Annotated in this window: 21 protein-coding genes; 9 read left to right on the top strand and 12 right to left on the bottom strand. The window is 65.2% G+C overall.

What is annotated here, in order from left to right; all coding sequences use genetic code 11:
• Positions 1-5: 5 nt before the first annotated feature.
• From gyrB to dnaA, 6 genes are all read right to left on the bottom strand, one after another.
• The gene (gene gyrB, locus AC4ELS_RS19620) at positions 6-2033 is read right to left on the bottom strand and encodes a DNA topoisomerase (ATP-hydrolyzing) subunit B (protein ID WP_064882390.1); all 2028 of its coding nucleotides are present in this window, start codon (positions 2031-2033) and stop codon (positions 6-8) included.
• 219 nt (positions 2034-2252) lie between these two features.
• Positions 2253-2840, bottom strand: coding sequence for a DUF721 family protein (locus AC4ELS_RS19625; protein WP_064882392.1), 588 nt, complete (start codon positions 2838-2840; stop codon positions 2253-2255).
• Positions 2837-3991 (bottom strand): DNA replication/repair protein RecF, encoded by a 1155-nt coding sequence (gene recF, locus AC4ELS_RS19630; RefSeq protein WP_064957517.1) that lies wholly within the window; start codon positions 3989-3991, stop codon positions 2837-2839. The genes AC4ELS_RS19625 and recF overlap by 4 nt, the downstream gene beginning before the upstream one ends.
• A 9-nt stretch (positions 3992-4000) precedes the next feature.
• The gene (gnd, locus tag AC4ELS_RS19635) at positions 4001-4927 is read right to left on the bottom strand and encodes a phosphogluconate dehydrogenase (NAD(+)-dependent, decarboxylating) (protein ID WP_448444777.1); all 927 of its coding nucleotides are present in this window, start codon (positions 4925-4927) and stop codon (positions 4001-4003) included.
• A complete protein-coding gene (dnaN, locus tag AC4ELS_RS19640) occupies positions 4920-6113 on the bottom strand; it encodes a DNA polymerase III subunit beta (RefSeq protein WP_064957515.1) in 1194 nt (397 codons plus the stop codon). Before dnaN ends, gnd begins: the two co-directional genes overlap by 8 nt.
• A 612-nt stretch (positions 6114-6725) precedes the next feature.
• The gene (dnaA, locus tag AC4ELS_RS19645) at positions 6726-8249 is read right to left on the bottom strand and encodes a chromosomal replication initiator protein DnaA (RefSeq protein ID WP_448444453.1); all 1524 of its coding nucleotides are present in this window, start codon (positions 8247-8249) and stop codon (positions 6726-6728) included.
• 512 nt (positions 8250-8761) lie between these two features.
• On the opposite strand from dnaA, the gene rpmH reads away from it, so the two are divergent.
• From rpmH to AC4ELS_RS19690, 9 genes are all read left to right on the top strand, one after another.
• Positions 8762-8905 (top strand): 50S ribosomal protein L34, encoded by a 144-nt coding sequence (rpmH, locus tag AC4ELS_RS19650; protein ID WP_055119217.1) that lies wholly within the window; start codon positions 8762-8764, stop codon positions 8903-8905.
• A gap of 30 nt (positions 8906-8935) precedes the next feature.
• Positions 8936-9292: a ribonuclease P protein component gene (gene rnpA / locus AC4ELS_RS19655; RefSeq protein WP_064882403.1), complete on the top strand. Its 357-nt coding sequence runs from the start codon at positions 8936-8938 to the stop codon at positions 9290-9292.
• Positions 9289-9645 (top strand): membrane protein insertion efficiency factor YidD, encoded by a 357-nt coding sequence (gene yidD, locus AC4ELS_RS19660; RefSeq protein ID WP_448444456.1) that lies wholly within the window; start codon positions 9289-9291, stop codon positions 9643-9645. Before rnpA ends, yidD begins: the two co-directional genes overlap by 4 nt.
• Before the next feature lie 43 nt (positions 9646-9688).
• Positions 9689-10711 (top strand): membrane protein insertase YidC, encoded by a 1023-nt coding sequence (yidC, locus tag AC4ELS_RS19665; RefSeq protein WP_498885035.1) that lies wholly within the window; start codon positions 9689-9691, stop codon positions 10709-10711.
• Between the two features lie 39 nt (positions 10712-10750).
• Positions 10751-11293, top strand: coding sequence for a Jag family protein (locus AC4ELS_RS19670; RefSeq protein WP_055119208.1), 543 nt, complete (start codon positions 10751-10753; stop codon positions 11291-11293).
• A 59-nt stretch (positions 11294-11352) separates the two neighbouring features.
• Entirely contained in the window at positions 11353-12069 is a 717-nt protein-coding gene (gene rsmG, locus AC4ELS_RS19675) for a 16S rRNA (guanine(527)-N(7))-methyltransferase RsmG (RefSeq protein WP_064932196.1), read from the top strand.
• 122 nt (positions 12070-12191) lie between these two features.
• Positions 12192-13055 carry a ParA family protein gene (locus AC4ELS_RS19680; RefSeq protein ID WP_236734751.1) on the top strand — a complete coding sequence of 288 codons (864 nt, stop codon included), beginning with the start codon at positions 12192-12194 and terminating at the stop codon, positions 13053-13055.
• A 74-nt stretch (positions 13056-13129) separates the two neighbouring features.
• Positions 13130-14164 (top strand): ParB/RepB/Spo0J family partition protein, encoded by a 1035-nt coding sequence (locus AC4ELS_RS19685; RefSeq protein WP_448444461.1) that lies wholly within the window; start codon positions 13130-13132, stop codon positions 14162-14164.
• Between the two features lie 222 nt (positions 14165-14386).
• Entirely contained in the window at positions 14387-15268 is an 882-nt protein-coding gene (locus AC4ELS_RS19690) for an acetyltransferase (RefSeq protein WP_448444463.1), read from the top strand.
• A 33-nt stretch (positions 15269-15301) separates the two neighbouring features.
• Here the strand turns inward: AC4ELS_RS19690 and AC4ELS_RS19695 are convergent, their stop codons facing one another.
• The 6 genes from AC4ELS_RS19695 to sigM all read right to left on the bottom strand — a co-directional run bounded on the left by AC4ELS_RS19695 (position 15302) and on the right by sigM (position 20161).
• Complete coding sequence (locus tag AC4ELS_RS19695) at positions 15302-15733, bottom strand: SRPBCC family protein (protein ID WP_448444465.1); 432 nt, start codon at positions 15731-15733, stop codon at positions 15302-15304.
• Positions 15734-16119: 386 nt separating this feature from the next.
• Positions 16120-17310, bottom strand: coding sequence for an N-acetylmuramoyl-L-alanine amidase (locus AC4ELS_RS19700; RefSeq protein ID WP_003883338.1), 1191 nt, complete (start codon positions 17308-17310; stop codon positions 16120-16122).
• Positions 17311-17430: 120 nt separating this feature from the next.
• Entirely contained in the window at positions 17431-17763 is a 333-nt protein-coding gene (trxA, locus tag AC4ELS_RS19705; RefSeq protein WP_055119196.1) for a thioredoxin, read from the bottom strand.
• 34 nt (positions 17764-17797) lie between these two features.
• Positions 17798-18733, bottom strand: coding sequence for a thioredoxin-disulfide reductase (gene trxB / locus AC4ELS_RS19710; RefSeq protein WP_448444467.1), 936 nt, complete (start codon positions 18731-18733; stop codon positions 17798-17800).
• A gap of 80 nt (positions 18734-18813) precedes the next feature.
• Complete coding sequence (locus tag AC4ELS_RS19715) at positions 18814-19557, bottom strand: RsmA family anti-sigma factor (protein WP_448444469.1); 744 nt, start codon at positions 19555-19557, stop codon at positions 18814-18816.
• Positions 19508-20161, bottom strand: a complete 654-nt coding sequence (sigM, locus tag AC4ELS_RS19720) for an RNA polymerase sigma factor SigM (protein WP_448444471.1) — start codon at positions 20159-20161, stop codon at positions 19508-19510. The genes AC4ELS_RS19715 and sigM overlap by 50 nt, the downstream gene beginning before the upstream one ends.
• Positions 20162-20198 lie beyond the last annotated feature (37 nt).

Below are 20198 nucleotides of genomic sequence, written 5' to 3' on the forward strand. Positions count from 1 at the left end.
TCCGCCTAAACGTCCAGGAACCGAACGTCTTTGGCGTTGCGCGTGATGAAACTGCGGCGGGCTTCGACGTCCTCACCCATCAGAATGGAGAACAGTTCGTCGGCCGCGGCGGCGTCATCGAGCGTCACCTGACGTAAGACCCGCACCGACGGATCCATGGTGGTCTCCCATAGTTCCTTGGCGTCCATCTCGCCCAGACCCTTGTAACGCTGGATACCGTCGTCGACATTGATCCGCTTGCCGGCTGCCTTACCCGCCTCGAGCAAGCCGTCGCGCTCACGGTCGGAGTAGGCGAACTCCGGTTCCTGACGCTGCCACTTGAGTTTGTACAGCGGCGGCTGGGCCAGGAAGATGTGGCCGTGTTCGACCAGCGGTTTCATGAAGCGGAACAGCAGGGTCAGCAGCAGGGTGGAGATGTGCTGGCCGTCGACGTCGGCGTCGGCCATCAACACGATCTTGTGATAGCGCAGCTTGCTGATGTCGAACTCGTCGTGAATGCCGGTACCCAGGGCCGTGATGATGGCCTGGACTTCGGTGTTCTTCAAAACCCGGTCGATACGGGCCTTTTCGACGTTGATGATCTTGCCGCGCAGCGGCAGGATCGCCTGGAACATCGAGTCGCGGCCACTCTTGGCCGAACCGCCGGCCGAATCGCCCTCCACCACATACAGTTCGGACTTCGTCGGATCCGTAGAGCGGCAGTCCGCGAGCTTGCCGGGCAGGCCACCGATGTCGGTGGCGCTCTTGCGCCGGACCAGCTCACGCGCCTTGCGGGCGGCGATACGCGCCTGCGCCGATGAAACTGCTTTGTTCACCACGGTTTTGGCCTCGGCGGGATTCGCCTCGAACCAGTGGGTCAGCTGCTCGTTGCAGATCTTCTGCACGAACGACTTCACCTCGGTGTTACCGAGCTTGGTCTTGGTCTGGCCTTCGAACTGCGGTTGGGCCACCTTCACCGAGATGACCGCGGCCAGGCCTTCACGGATGTCGTCGCCGGTGAGGTTCGGATCCTTGTCCTTGAGGAGCTTCTTGTCCTTGGCGTACTTGTTCACCACGGTGGTCAGTGCCGAGCGGAAACCCTCTTCGTGGGTACCGCCCTCGTGCGTGTTGATCGTGTTGGCGAACGTGTGGACCGACTCGGAGTAACCGGCATTCCACTGCATCGCGATCTCGACCTCGTGACCGGGGCCCTTGCCGTCGAAATCGATCACGCTGGGCTGGATCGCAGTCTTGGTGCGGTTGATGTGCTTGACGAAGTCGACCAGACCGCCCGGGTAGTGGAAGGTCCGGTGTTTCACCTTGTGGGGCGCGGCGGCCTCGGCCGCCGTCTCCTCCGCGGATTTCGGGGCGGCGGCGGTGTCGGCGACCACCTCGTCGACGACTTCCTCCTGGGACACCCGCTCGTCGGTGAGGTCGATCGTCAGGCCCTTGTTGAGGAAGGCCATCTCCTGCAGACGACGGGCAATGGTCTCGAAGTCGTACACCGTGGTCTCGAAGACATTCGGGTCAGCCCAGAACCGGATGGTGGTACCGGTCTTGGTTGTCTTGTCACCCTGCTTGAGGGTTCCCGGCACCGAGTTGTCGTAGGTCTGGAACCACTCGTAACCGTCCTTGTAGATGTCGGCCTCGAGCCGGGTCGACAGGGCGTTCACGACGGACACGCCCACGCCGTGCAGACCGCCGGATACCTGGTAGGCACCTTCTTCGAACTTGCCGCCGGCGTGCAGAACGGTCATCACGACATCGACGGTCGGGATACCGGTCGCGTGCATGGCCACCGGAATACCGCGGCCGTCGTCGGTGACCTGAACGCCGCCATCCTCGAGGATCCGCACGTCGACCTTGCTGGCGAACCCGGCCATCGCCTCGTCTACCGCGTTGTCGACGACCTCCCACACCAGGTGGTGCAGACCCCGCTCACCGGTGGAACCGATGTACATGCCCGGACGTTTACGAACGGCCTCCAGTCCTTCGAGCACCTTGATCGAATCGGCGCCGTACTCGGTTGGAGCATTCTTCTTCTGGGCAGCCACGTCGGACGCGTCTCCTTGGGGTTCGCGGGAAGCGGTTGCGTCGCCGCCCTGCAGATCTCGCCACAGTCTACCGGTCCAGACGGACAGGGCCGACTCTGTAGCGGCGTTTTCACCTACCTAACTGCGCCGTGCGCGGAATTTCGCGGGTCTCGGTGCCTTCGGACGCTTAAGAAGATCGCTTTCGGCCGTCTCGACGCTCTCAGCGCAATACCGCCCGGGCTAGCCGTAGGTATCGCGGGGACCTCGGCCCGGCACGTGATACCGACCTTTCCGCCACGACGGGCCGACCGGACCCACGATCTTCAAGGAGGTCACCACTCCATCCCCGACCGCGGCCGCGATCTTGGCCAGCAGCTGGGACTGCACCATCCGAAGCTGGGTGGCCCACGCAGTCGACTCTGCAGACACGGTCAACACACCCTCGTTCAAGGCCGTCGGATTGGCATGGTCGGCGATCTGGTCACCCACCACGGTCCGCCACCGACCGAATACCGAACCCTCGGCCACCCTCGAGCCCCAGCCTCGAACCTTCGCCAGATCCTGGGTCGCGGACCCGAGCAATTGCGGATCACGGACATCGGGACCCGGACCGGACCAGCTGCGACGCCGGCCGGTGTTTCCTGCCGTCCGCCGGACCGGGGTTCTGCGGCCGCGGCCGACATCCTTACCTTGACTGCGGGCCGCCCCGCGCGCCTCCTCGAGAGTCCGCCGCACCAGGTCCATGCCGCGCATGCGGCTCAGGTCCTCGGGAGAGACGGCGGGGGAGGGGATGGCCGACTGGTCGGTTTCTGCGGGATCGTCCGTCATGACTGCACCACCGATATCCGCCCCTGGTCCCCTTCGGTCATCCTGATCTCGACGCGGTTGACCGCCCAGTCCGGCGGGATGTCCTCACCCACCGCCGCGGTGACCAGAACCTGTTCGGCCTCACCGGCCACCGCGGCCAGCGCCTGCCTCCTCGAGGTGTCGAGTTCGGCGAAGACATCGTCGAGCAGTAGCACCGGATCCACCCCGTCGGAACGCAACAGCTCGTAGGCGCCGAGCCGCAGAGCCAACGCCATCGACCACGATTCACCATGGCTGGCAAAGCCTTTGGCGGGTTGGTCGCCGAGCCACAGCTCGAGATCGTCACGGTGTGGGCCGACCAGACAGACTCCGCGGTCCAACTCTGCATCACGCCGGCGGCTCAGCGCGTCCAAGAGCGCGGCCTCGTAGAACTCGACGGACTCGAGGCCAGGCGCGTTCGCGATGGCCTCCACCCCGGAGCGGTACCGGATTGTCGCGGGGCGGCTCGAGGGCGCCAACAATTGATAGGCCTTCTGCACCTCGGGGTGCAGCTGCTCGACCAGCGCGATTCGTGCGGCAGTCAACGCCGCACCATGGGCGGCCAGGTGCCCATCCCACACATCGAGGGTGTCCAGCACGCTGCGATCACCCCGATAGCGGGCTCCCGCAGCGGTTTTCAACAGCGCGGTGCGCTGCCGGACCACTTTGTCGTAGTCGGCACGGATACCTGCGACGGTCGGCCGGCGGGTGGTCGCCAACTCGTCCAGATAACGCCGCCGGTCTCCTGGATCACCACGGACCAGTGCAAGGTCTTCCGGGCTGAACAGCACGGCCCGTAAGACCCCGAGGATTTCGCGCGGGGACCGCACCGGCGACCGGTTCAACCGGGCCTTGTTCGCCCGGCCATTGGTGATCTCGAGGTCGACCGCGAGTTCCCGGCCTTCGTTGACGACGATGCTCGAGACGATCGCACGTTGCTCGCCGGCCCGGATCAACGGCGCATCAGAAGCCACCCGATGGGAACCCAAAGTGGCGCAATACCACAGTGCCTCAACGAGATTCGTTTTACCGAAGCCGTTCGGTCCGACGAATACGGTCCGGCCGGGCTCCAGCTCGAGCTCGATCTGTGCCCAGGACCGGTAGTCGGTCAGCCCCAGGTGACGGACATACATCGGAATCGCCTAACCGGACTCACTGATCCGGTGCACAGCATGGCCACCGAACTGGTTGCGCAGCGCCGACACTGCCTTCATGGTGGGGGAATCCTCTTGCCTCGAGGCGAACCGGGCGAACAATGATGCGGCGATGACCGGCATCGGAACCCGATGGCTGATGGCCTCTTCCACGGTCCAGCGACCTTCCCCGGAATCCTCGGTGTATCCGCTGATCGCCGCGAATCCGGGGTCTTCCTTGAGCGCTTTCGCCAGCAGCTGCTGCAGCCACGACCGCACCACCGTGCCATTCGTCCAGGCCTGGATCACTGCCTGGGGATCGGTGATCAGGTCTTCGGCCGACAGCAGCTCGTAACCCTCGGCGTAGGCGTGCATCAGGCCGTATTCGATGCCGTTGTGCACCATCTTGGCGTAATGACCGGCGCCCACGGGACCGGCGTGCACGAAGCCGTCGGCCACATCACCCGGCGGACGCAGCGTGTCGAAGATCGGCATGGCTCGAGCCACGTCGGCGTCACTGCCGCCGACCATCAGCCCGTACCCTTCCTTCAGACCCCAGACACCGCCCGATACGCCGGCGTCGATGAAGTTGATTCCCTTGTCGCCCAACAACTTTGCGTGCGGTCCGTCCTCGGTGTACCGAGAGTTTCCGCCGTCGATCACAAGGTCGCCTGCACCCAGCACATCGGCCAGCGCGACAATAGTCTGGTGCGTCACCGTGCCGGACGGGACCATCACCCAGACCACCCGCGGCGCCTCGAGCGCGCCGGCCAGATCGGCCAGGCTCGCCACGTCGCTGACTTCAGGACGTGGGTCGTAGCCGACCACCTCGTGGCCACCGGTGCGCAGGCGCTCGCGCATGTTGAAGCCCATCTTGCCCAGGCCGACCAACCCCAGTTGCATGTGCGCCCTTTCTCGACCGCGCCGGTCAGCCAGGAAGGCGAACCGGCATCAACAGATAGACGTAATCGGTCTTGGCGGCCGGGAACGGTCCCGAACCACCGCCGGTACCACCATCCTCGCTCGTGGGCCGCAACACGGCAGGACGACTCGGCGTGGTGAATCCGAACGTCACCCGGTCCGAGTGCAGCGAGCTCAACCCGTCGGTCAGGTAGGTCGGGTTGAACGCGATGGTCAGCGGGTCGCCGGCGAACTCGACCGGCAGGTCTTCCTCGGCGCGACCCACATCGTCTGCGCCGGCCGAGAGCCGCAGGACGTCATCGCCGAACTCCATGCGGATCTGGGCTCCCCGGTCGGCCACGAGTGCCACGCGCTTGATGGCCTCGGTGAGCTCGGCCACGCCGATGGTCGCCACTGCGGTGTGCTCGTTCGGCAGCAGCTGACGGAACTTCGGGAACTCCGCGTCCAGCAGCCGGGTGGTGCTGCGCTTGCCGTTACTGCGGATACCGAGCAGGCCGTCCTTGCCGACCGATTCGCCGGAACCCAGCGACAGATGCACCTGGTTGCCGTCGGTGCCGGCCTTGGCCGCCTCGGCCAGAGTCTTCGCCGGTACCAGGACCGCGGCCTCCACGTCGGTGGCACTGGTTTCCCAGGTCAGCTCACGCACGGCCAGCCGGAAGCGGTCGGTAGCAGCCAAAACCACTGATTCACCGGAGATCTCGACGCGGATACCGGTCAGCATCGGCAAAGTGTCGTCACGGCCGGCGGCGACGGCGACCTGACCGATGGCCTCGGCGAACAGGTCGGACGACACCACACCCGTCTCGTCGGGCAGCGTCGGCAGCGCGGGGTAATCCTCGACTGCCAGGGTCGGCAGCGAGAACCGGGCGCTGCCACAGGTCAGTGCCACCCGGGTGCCCTCGACGCTGAGCTCCACCGGCTTGGCCGGCAATGCCTTGGTGATGTCCGACAGCAACCGTCCGGATACCAAAACGCTTCCAGGAGACGCGATTTCGGCACTGACACGCACCTCGGCGGAAACTTCGTAGTCGAAGCCGGAGATGGTCAGACCGTCATCCGTGCCGGTCAGCAGGACCCCGGCCAGAACCGGGATGGTGGGCCGGGTCGGCAGATTGCGGGCCACCCAGGCCACCGCGTCCGCGAAGTCCTCACGCACCACGCGGAACTTCAAGTCGGTCAGCCCAGCCGTCGTCGTCGCCACGTGCTATGCGCCCCTTCGATGATCCCCATAACGAGCTCTACCAGCGTCTTCCCAGAACACCGCCACGCAGCATCGCGCTGAATGACAAAGCTGGAACCGCTGTCGTTGAACCACCGTAGAGCTTTCCGCATCAACTTGAAAGCTAATCCACCGGGGTGACATGGGGGCTTGCATGTGCTTCTCGAGCCAGGGCAGAGCCGAGGTTTCGTCCGGTGTCCCCAAGCCCCTTCTTCTAGAAAGAACTCTTAGAAGATATTTGAGTAACAGTATTAGGGACTGTGAAAACTGGGGATGAACGGGTGTTTGCCCAGTACTCCAGGTGTGTCGGAATGTGAGTCGGCTGTGGAGACCGGTGGACGGACCGGCCGCCGAGTGTGGACAAATGACATCGTGTGGATGATTTTGTCATTCATCCCGTGGTTTGCCCGCAGGTTGTCCACAGCCGTATCCACAGCGGTCAGCTGTGACATGTGATGCCTCGCGGGGCGAAAGTTGTTACAAGATTTTTCGCCGGACGGGCCCACGGTGACCACGATGTGAGACGCCGGATACCCCGCCATGGCAGCACTAAACCCCCTCGGAGGTCATCTCGAGGGGGTGGCGGGAGAGGTTTCAGCGCTTGGCGCGCTGACGAATGCGGGTGGTGAGTTCCTTGACGTGGTCGAAAACCTCACGTCGCTCAGCCATCTCGCCGCGGATTTTCTTCTCCGCATACATGACAGTGGTGTGGTCACGCCCGAACGCCTGGCCGATCTTCGGCAGGGACAGATCGGTGAGCTCACGGCACAGATACATGGCGATCTGACGGGACTGCGCCAGTGCCCGGGTCTTGCCGGGCCCACGCAGCTCCTCGACCGTGGTCTCGAAGTACTCGGCGGTGGCCGCCATGATCGCTGCGGTACTGATCTGCATGGTGGTGGCGTCGGCGATCAGATCCCGCAACACGACTTCGGCCAGCGCCTTGTCGATCCGGGTCTTGTTGAGCGAGGCGAAGGCCGTCACCCGGATCAACGCACCCTCGAGTTCGCGAATGTTGCGCTCGATGCTGCTGGCGATGAGCTCGAGCACGTCGTCGGGCACGTCCAGGCGATCCATCTGCGCCTTTTTACGCAGGATCGCGATGCGCGTCTCCAGCTCGGGCGGCTGCACATCGGTGATGAGGCCCCACTCGAAACGGGTCCGCAGCCGATCCTCGAGGGTGGCGAGCTGCTTGGGCGGCCGGTCCGACGAGATCACGATCTGCTTGTTGGCGTTGTGCAGGGTGTTGAAGGTATGGAAGAACTCTTCCTGGATACCTTCCTTGCCCTCGATGAACTGGATGTCGTCGACGAGCAGGATGTCGATGTCGCGGTAACTGCGCTTGAACGAGGCCTTGCGGTCGTCACGCAGTGAGTTGATGAAGTCGTTCGTGAATTCCTCCGTGGAGACGTACTTCACGCGCATGCCCGGGAAGAGACGTTGCGCATAGTTCCCCGCGGCGTGCAGCAGATGGGTCTTGCCCAGACCGGATTCACCCCAGATGAACAACGGGTTATAGGCCCGCGCCGGCGCCTCGGCGATCGCCAGGGTCGCGGCGTGGGCGAAGCGGTTGGACGCACCGATGACGAAGGTGTCGAAGGTATAGCGCCGGTTCAGATTGACCGCGTTGTCGTCGCTGATGGTGGAGTCGCGCTGCGGGCTGCTGAAGTAGCCCGGCCAACTTTCCTCGGCACTGACCTTGGCGGCGCGGTCGTCGTCGATCTCGTCGACGTCGGCGGGCGAGGCAGAAGCGGCCGTGTCGTCCCGGTCGTCGGTGGTGGACCCGGAATCCGACGCGTTGGGGGAGTCCTCGGATTCCTCCGGCGGAGTGGCGATGCGCACGCCCAGCTCGACCCGCTGACCCAGCTTGCGGCTGAGCGCGTTGATGATCGGTTCGCGGAGGTGCCGTTCGATCTCGTTCTGGACGAATGGTGTGGGAACCGACAGCAGAGCAAACCCCTCGGCGATGACGAGGGGTTTCACCAGCTTGAGCCATGCTCTTTGCTGAGGAGTCAGCGGGAGGAGAGCTGGATCGGAGTTTGCGTCCCGGTCGCCGTTGAGTTCGGCGACGACGCTGTTCCAGACTGCGACGAACGGTGGATCGGGGTCAGCTGGCAACGACTGTTCCCCCTTAGAGGTGCATCGAGGTCGACCCGGTGACGACCAAAAAGAACGATGACGAACTGTCCACATATTTATCCACAGCTTGTGGAGAAAGGACAGTCGTCGTCGCTCTGTTGTCTGTTGTGAGAGCGTCGTAGCCGGATACGTCGCATGCTGCGAGGGTGTGCCGCGCCGCGAGCTCTCGTTTCATTTTCCGGGGCCGATCCAGGCTCGGAACGGCATTGCCAGAAGCTAACAGTTTTCTCTCGATGTGCCAACAGTTCTGCAACATCCGATACGCACCATGTAGGCGGGTCGGCGCAGGTTTGACCGAGGGAAATCTCATCAGTACCCTCGAGCAGTCGCCCGCACGTGGCGATACGGCTGCGCCCGGGAGGTTTCCGGAGAACGCGCCGGTTAGTAAAGCACGACGGACGAGCTTAAACAGAGCTTGCAACGGCAACTGTTTTCGGCGGCACTTCGGTGTCGGTGGATGCGGGTGCCAAACGGAACAAGGAGAGATTGCCGTGGCCAAGGGCAAGCGGACCTACCAGCCCAACAACCGCCGCCGTGCGCGCGTGCATGGGTTCCGGCTGCGGATGCGGACGCGCGCCGGCCGCGCCATCGTCGCCAACCGTCGTGGCAAGGGCCGTCGCGCACTCACTGCGTGATACTGCGGCTCTCAGGCAGGATCTAGCGCGGTGCTTCCGGCTCGATACCGGATGAGGCGGTCCGCGGAGTTCAGTGCCACCGTCAGTCGTGGCGTGCGTGCAGTGCAACCTGATGTTGTCGTGCACGCACTCCACGAGGGAACGGACGCAACCGGCCCGCGGGTCGGTCTGATCGTGTCCAAAGCCGTCGGGAATGCCGTGGAGCGTCATCGGGTATCCCGGCGGCTGCGTCATGCCGCCCGTACCGTCATACCGAAACTGGATGCCACGGACCTCGTGGTGATCCGAGCTCGCGCCGGCAGCAGTGAAGCGCCGTCGCCGCGGTTGGAGCAACAGTTGCAGCGCGCTCTCGAGCGCCTGGAGGCACGGCGCAGGACGTCACCATGATCCGCAGGGCGGGTGCCGGTGCAGCCCGCGGTGCGATCTTCCTGATTCAGCTCTACCGCCACACCATCTCTCCGCTTCGACTGCCGTCGTGCCGATTCATGCCGACCTGTAGTCAATACGCGGTCGACGCCCTCACCGAATACGGCTTGTTCCGCGGTGCGTGGCTGACGTTGATCCGACTGCTGAAATGCGGACCATGGCACGCGGGGGGATGGGATCCCATCCCGGACCGGTGCCCACACGATCACGAGTCCGTCAGTTCTGATGAGACCGTTTCTGGCGAGATCGCCGCCGCCGAAAACCTTGTCTGGGATACCCCAGCGAAGCGAGGGGAGAGCAAGTCGCGTGTTTAATTGGTTCAGCCTGGACATCATCTATTACCCGGTGTCGGCGATCATGTGGGTTTGGTACAAGGCATTCGCCTTCCTGCTCGGCCCCGAGAACTTCTTCGCCTGGGCGCTGTCGGTGATGTTCCTGGTCTTCACCCTGCGCGCGATCCTCTACAAGCCCTTCGTCAAGCAGATCCGCACCACGCGGCAGATGCAGGAGTTGCAGCCACAGATCAAGGCGCTGCAGAAGAAGTACGGCAAGGACCGCCAGCGGATGGCGCTGGAGATGCAGAAGCTGCAGCGCGAGCACGGCTTCAACCCGATCCTCGGCTGCCTGCCGATGCTGGCGCAGGTGCCGGTGTTCCTCGGTCTGTACCACGTGTTGATGTCGTTCAACCGGACCCAGACCGGCATCGGCCGGCTGGGGTTGTCGGTGGAGGAGAACCGCAGCCTCGCGAACTATGTGTTCAGCGCGACCGACGTGAGTCACTTCCTCGACGCGAACCTGTTCGGTGCACCGCTGGGCGCGACGATGGTTCAGCAGCACGGCCTCGAGGCGTTCACCGAATTCAACCGGTTGTCCGTGGTCCTGGTCGGCGTTCCGATCATGATCCTGGCCGGTATCGCCACGCACTTCAACAGCCGCGCCTCGGTCGCCCGCCAGAGTGTGGAGGCCGCCGCCAACCCGCAGACCGCGATGATGAACAAGCTGGCGCTCTACGTGTTCCCGCTCGGCGTGGTCGTCGGTGGGCCGTTCCTGCCCCTGGCGGTGATCATCTACTGGCTGTCCAACAACATCTGGACCTACGGTCAGCAGCACTACGTGTTCGGGATGATCGAGAAGGAAGAAGAGGCCAAGAAGGCCGAGGCGATCGAACGACGTTCGGCCAACGCACCGGCGCCCGGAGCGAAACCGAATCGTGCCCGTAAGGCCGAAGCCGCGAGTGCGGCGGCCGCTACGGAAGACGCTGAACCTGAGTCGGATGCGGCGCAGACGAAAGACCAGAAGGACGCGGCAGGTGAATCGGCAGCCCCGAGCGTGAACCGCACGCCCAAGCCCGGTGCACGCCCCAAGAAGCGGAAACGGTGACCAGTTCTCACGCTGGCTACAAGTAGGGAGAAGACGGATATGACGGACGCACAGACGACCGAGCCCGGCGCGGAGCTGGAGGAGGACACCCAGTCGGCGCCCAAGAGCGAGGACGACCTAGAGGAGCGATTGGTCGCGGAAGGCGAGATCGCCGGCGACTACCTCGAGGAGCTGCTCGACCTGCTGGACTTCGACGGCGATATCGATCTCGATGTCGAAGGCGATCGTGCGGTGGTGAGCATCGACGGCGGGGGCGATCTGAGCAAGCTGGTCGGGCGCAAGGGCGAGGTGCTCGACGCTCTCCAGGAGCTGACCCGACTGGCCGTGCACCAGAAGACTGGCGAGCGCAGCCGGCTGATGCTGGACATCGCGCGGTGGCGCCGCCGTCGCCGCGACGAGCTGGCGGCGCTGGGCGACAAGGTGGCCCGACGGGTGCTGGAGTCGGGTGAGCGTGAGGAGCTGGCTCCCATGACGCCGTTCGAGCGCAAGATCGTGCACGACGCTGTAGCCGCGGTCGATGGTGTCCGCAGCGAGAGCGAGGGCGTGGAGCCGTCGCGACGCGTCGTCGTTCTGCTTGGCTGAGTTCTAGTTACAAGGGTGTAGTTCGTTTTGCGGCGACGGTGCCGTAGGGAGTGCGGAGGATGTTTCACGTGAAACATGGACCGGTCCCCGCGGCACCGGACGCCGCGGCGGAGGTCTTCGGAGAGCGTCTGGAGACCGCCGAACGGTACGCGGCGATTCTTGCCGGTGCCGGTGTCGAGTGGGGTCTGATCGGTCCGCGAGAAGTGGACCGGCTCTGGGATCGACACATTCTCAACAGCTCGGCTCTCGGAGAGCTTCTGGCTCCCGATGAGCGCGTCGCCGACATCGGCAGCGGCGCCGGCCTCCCGGGTATCCCGTTGGCCCTGGCGCGCCCCGACGTTCATGTCACGTTGATCGAGCCGCTGCTGCGCCGCAGCGAGTTCCTCCGTGAGACGGTCGACGAATTGGGGCTCGACATCGCGGTGGTCCGTGGTCGGGCCGAAGACTCAGACGTTCGTAAATCGGTGGGCGAGTTGGATGTGGTGACTTCCCGTGCGGTCGCCTCACTGGACAAGTTGACGCGGTGGAGCATGCCGCTCCTTCGCGTCGACGGAAGGATGCTCGCCCTCAAAGGTGAGCGCGCCGAGGCTGAGATCGAAGAGCACCGGCGTGGGATGGCTTCCCTGGGTGCAGTCGATGCCAGGGTGGTGAAATGTGGCGTGAACTATTTGAACCCGCCCGTAACCGTCGTCGCCGTGCGACGCGTGGCGGTGAGACCGGGCACCCGGTCAACGGGCAGAGCCTCCGGGTCGCGGGGGAGATCGGGCAGGAGATGAGGATGGGTTCTGATCGGCCGGCAACCGCTGGCGCGGGTGCTACGCCCGCCGTTTCACGTGAAACAGTTTCACGTGAAACATGGAAGAACGGTGGTGGCGCTGCGTGGTCCACGGACGCCAGCATGGACACCCCGATAGCGGCGGAGGCGGAGCAGGCGACCCGCGTGCTCCACACCTCGCACGGACAGCTTCCCCGGCCGTCGCGCCAGCGCGTGTTCACGATCGCGAATCAGAAGGGCGGCGTCGGCAAGACGACGACGGCGGTGAACGTCGCGGCCGCGCTCGCACTGCAGGGGTTGCGCACGTTGGTGATCGACCTCGACCCCCAGGGCAACGCCAGCACCGCGCTGGGCATCGAACACCGACCGGGGACCCCGTCGTCCTATGAGGTCCTCATCGGAGACATTCCGGTGGAGGAGGCCCTGCAGCAGAGCCCGCACAGCGACCGGTTGTTCTGCATTCCCGCGACGATTGATCTGGCCGGCGCGGAGATCGAGTTGGTCAGCATGGTGGCTCGCGAGGGGCGGTTGCGGTCAGCGCTCGCCGCTCTGGCCAACCACAACTTCGACTACGTGTTCATCGACTGCCCACCGTCCCTCGGACTGCTGACCATCAACGCGTTGGTGGCGGCTCCCGAGGTGCTCATCCCGATCCAGTGCGAGTACTACGCGCTGGAAGGGGTGGGGCAGCTGCTACGCAACATCGAGATGGTGAAGGCGCATCTCAACCCCGAGCTGTCGGTGTCCACCGTGATACTGACGATGTACGACGGGCGGACCAAGCTGGCAGATCAGGTGGCCGAGGATGTGCGGGAGCACTTCGGCGACAAGGTGTTGCGTACGGTCATCCCGCGCAGTGTGAAGGTGTCGGAGGCTCCGGGCTACGGGATGACGATTCTCGATTACGATCCGGGTTCTCGTGGTGCGTTGAGCTACCTCGACGCGAGCCGCGAGATCGCAGAGCGCGGAGCCCCGCCCCGCGCCTAGTAGGCGCCGGCACCACGCCAGTGACCAACAGCCAGTAGACAGACAGCGGACGGCACGATGAGCAGGAGACGACCATGAATCAGCCGGCACGGAAGCGGAGTGGCTTGGGCAGGGGACTGGCAGCCCTCATTCCGACCGGTCCCGCTGAGGACGGTACCGATGTCCTGAGCCCCAAGATCGGCGCAACTGCAGCCGACGTTCTGCTCGGGCCGTCGGCCGGCCCGAGCGACGCGGGGACGGCGCCCCCGACGTCCTCCGCGCCCGATGGGGCCGACCCGGTCCTTGCCGGCGACGTGGGCGCCACCTATCGGGAGATCGATCCCAGCCTGATCCAGCCGAATCCGCGGCAGCCCCGCCAGGTGTTCGACGAGGAGGCGCTGAGCGAGCTGGTGCACTCCATCCGCGAGTTCGGATTGATGCAGCCGATCGTCGTCCGCGCGGTCGAAGAGAACGGCGAATCCCGCTATCAGTTGGTGATGGGGGAGCGGCGCTGGCGGGCCGCCCAGCAAGCCGGCCTGGAAGCCATTCCGGCGATCGTCCGTGAGACCGGTGACGACAGCATGCTGCGTGACGCGCTGCTGGAGAACATCCACCGGGTTCAGCTCAACCCGTTGGAAGAGGCCGCCGCCTACCAACAGCTGCTCGACGAATTCGGAGTCACCCATGATGAACTCGCCGCGCGGATCGGTCGCTCACGGCCACTGATCTCCAACATGATCCGTCTGTTGCGCCTGCCGATCGCCGTGCAGCGCCGCGTCGCGGCCGGTGTGCTGTCCGCGGGGCACGCACGTGCGCTGCTCGCCCTGGAAGGGGGAGCGGAGAAGCAGGAAGAGTTGGCCGCCCGCATCATTGCCGAGGGCATGTCGGTGCGTGCCACCGAGGAGGCCGTGACGCTGGCCAACCGCGACGGCAACACCACGCCACCGGCGCCGCGGCGTAAGCCGATCCAGATGCCGGGCTTGCAGGACGTTGCTGAGCGGCTCTCTTCAGCGTTCGATACCCGGGTCACCGTGAGCCTTGGCAAACGAAAAGGCAAGATTGTGGTCGAGTTCGGATCGGTGGATGATCTCCAGCGCATTGTCGAAATTATGAGCGCCGAAGACCACTGAGAACCCACGACCAACGACACCAGGTTGTTCCGTCACTGTGACACATCAGTGATCAGAGTCCGCAGTCGCGAGCGCCACATAGCGCAAAGCTTCTGTGCCGCATAGCATTTCACCTCGGAGGCGGAACTGGATGACATTTTCAGGGCGCAGTGGTCCGACTCCGGCGGACTCTCCTATCCTTGAGGGGCAGCCACGCACACAGTGTGAAAGCCAGGGACCTCAGTGACAGCACGAATAACGCCGCTTCGGCTCGAGGGCTTCGAGCAGCTGCCCAAGCATGCGCGGCGCTGTGTGTTCTGGGAAGTTGATCCCTCCACCATCGGTGACGACCACCTGACCGATCCCGAATTCGAAAAAGAAGCGTGGCTTTCGATGGTCATGCTCGAGTGGGGATCATGCGGCCAACTGGCCGTGACGGCTCGCGCGGACGCACCCGACCAGGATCCAGATACAGGGTCAGATGCCGACTCCGCTACCGCGTTCGACTTGGTGGTACCCGCCGACGCAGCAGGCCTCGTGGGGCCGGAGGGTGAGGACTGGACGGCTCCGGCTGTCGTGGACGATCCGTGTCTGGGCTTCGCGTTCTATGCACCCCCCGGCGCCGTGCCGCGGGCCCGGCTTTTCCCGACCGCTCCCGTCAGCCCGGACGCGATCTTGTTGACGGCGATCGGTGTTGAATGTGCCGAAGACCGCGGGCTGTTGTCGCAGAGTCTGCTGGCCGCCGTGGTCAATGATTTGGTGCGACGCGGCGTTCGGGCTCTGGAAGCATTCGGTTACACCTCGGCCGTGAGCGAATTGGCCGACGGCGGCAAGCTTCCCGATGAGCTGTCTCCGGTAGTGGCGGTGCTGGGGGACTGTTCGGTCGAAGACTGCATGCTGACATCCGATTTCCTCGAAGACGTCGGTTTCACCGTTGTCGCGCCACACCCGTACTTCCCGCGACTGCGTCTGGAACTCGACAAAGGCCTCGGCTGGAAGGCCGAAGTGGAAGCCGCCCTCGAGCGCCTCTTGGAGAACGCGCGGATCGAGCTGCCGATCGGTGCCGGGATGTCCGGGGCCGGCATCGGGGCGAAAAGTGTTGTCCGACACGACAGGAAAGTCTGACGTAGACCGCCAACCGAGACTGTGCCCGCGGCCTCAGGAAGCTCGTCGGTCGGCGGCGCGGGCAGCTCGAGCGCTGGCAACCCGGATCGCGATTGCGACGAGGAGCTGGCTGCCAGGAATAGCGGTGGAGAAGCTGATCTCCGTTGAGATCCGGCTTCCACCGGCACGGGGCTCGACGGTGATCTGGCCGGTGTAATCACGGAACGGCAGCCCGGAGAGCAGTTCATATCGCAGGGTTGTCGGCGCGTCGAACGTCGTAATCCGTTCGCGGATAACCGTTCCGAACGAATGAATCGCACGGATGGCACCTACCCCGTCTCGATCAGGACTGCCGGCCGTCTCCAGGACGACCTTGCGCGTAGGCATCCACTCGGACATCCGGTCGTGATCTGTAAGCACTTCCCAGACCACGAGGGGGTGGACGGCAACTTCACGGCTGTCGGTGTAACGGTAATGCCGGGCCATCTCGTCAGGTAAGCACGCCGTGGCCCTGACGTCGAGAGGTGCGGACCCGCCGGCGGATGCCGAAGCGTATCCAGCTCGTAGGCGACAGTGATTCCGCCGGGCAACACCGGGCTGGGTGCCGCCCGCGGCGCACTCGTCGTCGACTGCCGGTCTTCCTAAAATCGGGCGGCCGATCTGACCACGCCGATTCACCAGATATGTGGTGTCACATGACGAAACGACCATCGCATGGCCGGGTGGGCAGTTGCGGGGCTGAGTCGGCGCTCACGCGCTCGACCGGATGGCGCTACACGCTCAGGTTGAGTTGGCGCTCACGCGCTCCTGCTGGATTGGCGCTCACGCGCTCCAGCTGAAGTGGCGCTCACGCGCTCCTGCTGGATTGGCGCTCACGCGCCGCGGCTCGCCTGCTCCACCGAAAGCTCATGCGCCAACAACTCGGCGAAGGTGAATGTCCCTGTCGGACGGTCGTTCTTGCCCAGCAGATACAGCCGCTTGACCGCCGCCAGGATGCCTTCGGCAATCGCATCACGGGTCTGGGTGGACAGCAGCAGACCGCGATCATGGGGATTGGTGATGTAGCCGATGTCCACCTCGACGGTGGGCATCCGGGTCAGGCGCAGCAGATCCCAGGTGCGGCCGTGCGACCGGCAGTCACGTAATCCGGTGCGGGCCACCACCTCCCGCTGAATGAAGTCGGCGAGGTTACGGCCGATGGTCGACACCGACCCATGGGAATTCCCGAAGTGGAACGAGGCCACGCCGTTTGCGGAGGGGGAGCGCTGACTCTCACAGCGCAGGCTGATCATCAGATCCGCACCGACACGGTTGGCGGTGGCGGCACGTTCGGAATCCAGCGGGCTGCGGTTGGCCGGGCGGGAGATGAACGTCTCCATGCCGATCGCCGTCATCCGGCCTTCGAGCCGACTTGCCAAGTCCCACAGGATGTCTGCTTCGCTGATCGGGCCGTCGGGCCCGTTCATGATCATCCCGTGATCGGATCCGCCGCGGCCCGGGTCGATGATGACGTGCTTACCCGAGAGCTGCGGACCCGAGCGTCGTACCAGCTCTTCTTCCCGGATCGCGTGCGGAGACCCACCGGTCACCCGCGAGCCCAGGAAATACAACGAGCGCAACGTTTCCGGGCCACAGATACCGTCGGGGTACAGCCCGTACTCACGCTGGTACGACGACAACGCGTTGTGGGTCTGTAGGCCGAAATGCCCGTCGACCATGCCGGTATAGAAGCCGAGGTCCTGGAGGCGAGCCTGCAGGGTGGCCACGTCGTCGCCGTACATGGGCGCACCGAACTGGTGAGTCAGGGTGCGGGCTCCGAGCCGGTAGGAGGCCTCACGCAGGGCTCGATAGGTGGCTTCTCCGACGATGCCGTCCACCAACAGGCCTCGGTGCTGCTGAAATGCCCGGACGGCGCTGTCGAGCTCGTCATCGAATGCGTCGAGCGCAACATGTCTGCCGGTGCTCAGGTCGGCGTCAGGGTTGTCGATCAGACCTAACGCGGCCAAGGCTGCCCGGATCTCGGTGACTGCTCCGCCACGGTCACCGCGACGCAGACTCGACATTCGGCCCCTCCATGCTGGTTTCCGGCGATCTGCCAGGCTAGCTAGCCAGCATTGTCTCAGATTTCGGCCACAATCCGGAAAACGCCAGGCGTATCCGGGGTGTGTGGGGTGTGTGTGAACTCAGAGTGCGTCGGCAAGTTCGCGCAGCAGCGCGGCCTTGCCCTTGGCGCCGACGATGCGCTTCACCGGTGCGCCGTCCTTGAACAGGATCAGCGTCGGGATGGACACCACCTGGAAGTCACGCGCGGTGGCCGGGTTGGCGTCCACGTCGATCTTGGCGACCCGCAACTCGCCGGCCTTCTCGCTCGCGATCTCCTCGAGCACCGGGGCGACCATCTTGCACGGCCCGCACCAGGTGGCCCAGAAATCAACCAGTACCGGTGTGCTGCTGGTCAAGACGTCGTTGGAGAACGAATCGTCGGTGACCGTTACTGTTGCGCTGTCCGCACTCATGGAGCTCTCCTGTCGGGTCGAAATCTATTGGGGGTCAGTCGTTGTCGGCGAGCCAGCGCTCGGTGTCGATGGCAGCCGAACAGCCGCTGCCCGCGGCGGTGATGGCCTGGCGGTAGGTGTGGTCGACGAGATCGCCTGCGGCGAACACCCCGTCGAGCGTGGTCGCGGTGGTGCGGCCGACGACCTTCACGTAGCCCTCGTCGTCGAGATCGATCTGGCCGCGCACGAGTTCCGAGCGCGGGTCGTGGCCGATCGCCACGAACACGCCGGTGACCTGGAGCTTGGACTCCTCGCCGGTGACGGTGTCGCGCAGGCGCACGCCGGTGACCTTCGGATCGCCCTCGATCTGGGTGATCTCGGTGTTGGTCAGGAAGGTGATCTTCTCGTTGGCCCGGGCGCGTTCCAGCATGATTCTGGAAGCGCGGAATTCGTCGCGGCGGTGGATCAGGGTCACCGAACGCGCGAAGCGGGTGAGGAACGTCGCCTCCTCCATCGCCGAATCGCCGCCACCGACCACGATGATGTCCTCGTCGCGGAAGAAGAAGCCGTCACAGGTGGCGCAGGTGCTCACACCCATGCCGGTCAGGGCTTCCTCACCGGGTACGCCGAGGTGGCGGGCCGCGGCGCCCATTGCCAGGATCACCGATCGCGCCTGGTGGGTCTCGTCGCCGACGGTGACGGACTTCACGGGGCCGGTGAGGTCGACGACGTCGACGTCCTCCATGCGGAGATCCGCGCCGAAGCGCAGGGCCTGCTCACGCATCTCGTCCATCAGCTCAGGGCCGGTGATGCCCTCACGGAACCCGGGGTAGTTCTCCACCTCGGTGGTGGTCATCAGCGCGCCGCCGAACTGCGTTCCCTCGAACACCAGCGGCTTGAGCTGGGCGCGGGCAGCGTAGATGGCTGCGGTATATCCGGCGGGGCCGGAACCGATGATGATGACGTCGTGGACCGTCGCTGAGGAGGACATGTAGGCCTTTCTGCCGTACTCGGCACGGGTTGCAACGTCAGCCTAGGCCGGATGTGTTCCCACCTGGCTCGCAGGACACACTACGGACGTTTCACCGGGTGTTTGACCACGGTGTCTGCCAGCGATCCGGCATGAGTGGCGTCGCAGTCCGCGGGGACCACGACCCCGACGATGGAGTCCGGGTCGGTCGGCGACATCAACACCAGCACTCCGTGGCGACCGGCCACGTCCATCGGGCGAGCGCCGAGAACCTGGACACCGGCGGGGTAGCCCAGCGCGGACAGGCACGCATTGCGGCGTTGTGGGTCGCTCAGCGGTCCCAGGTCGGGCGGGACCGACAGCAGCCCCTGGATCTGGGTTTCGGACAGACCGATCGCGCTGCGCGGCGGTGAGACGGTGATCCGGCCGAAGCTGGTCAGTGTCGAAGGGGCCTGGCCCGCCGGGCGTACCAGCACCAGCGCGCCCACCACTGCGGCCGCCACGGCCGCGCACGCCCCGGTGACGGCGGCGATCGACTTCCAGCGTCGTCCGGGCGGCGCCGGCGGGGCAGGCTCGGCCCGCAGTACTTCGGACAGCCGGACACTCACCTCGTCAGGCACCGGGGGAGCGGTGGAGGGGTCCTGGCCGAGCTGGGCCAGATCGCGACGCACCCGATCGAGGGCCGCCAGGGTGTTCCTGGCATCCGGTCCGGCGATCGGGTCGGTGCGTACCCGTCGGCGAAGCTGCGCGGCCGTGTCGTCGTCGAGCAGCCCGGCCTGCAGATCGGCGAGCAACTCAGCAGGAATCGGGCCGTCCGACGGCACTGGGGGTGTGCTGCCGTTCATCGCCTTCAAAGTACTGGAGCAGGCCTGCGAGCTTGTGCCTGGCGCGCGAGCACCGGCTCTTCACGGTGCCCTCTGCGACCCCGAGGAGCAGGGCCGTCTCGGCCACCGAATAGCCCTGCATGTCGACGGCCACCACGGCGGCGCGCTGCTCGAGCGGCAGCTGCATGAGTGCCCGCTCCACCACGATCGCGGTGGCGACCCGGGGCGCTGGGTCGCCGGCGGGGTCCCGCAGATGGAGGAGGTGGTCCAGCTCGTGTTCGGACGAGGTGGGCTGGTGGCGTGACCGGCGGACCCGGTCAAGGCAGGCATTCACCACGATCCGGTACAGCCAGCTGCTGACTGCCGAATCGTGGCGGAACGACGCGGCCGTGCGATGGGCCGACAACAACGCATCCTGCACGGCGTCGTCGGCGTCGTCGTGGTGATGGCTGGTCAGGAACGCCAACCGGCGCAGCTGACCGTGGTGCCGGTGAACGAGTTCCTCGAATGCGTAGCGGTCCCCGGCGACGTGGGCGGCCAGCAGTTCGGCATCGGTACGCGTGGCGGTGCCATGCTTCCGCAGCTGCGTCGTCGCCGGCTTCCCGGTCCCCCCGAACCTTCCCACACGCTGAACTTAAACGCTGTCCGGCAGCCGCCCGGAC

It is taken from the genome of Mycobacterium shunyiense (assembly GCF_058270035.1).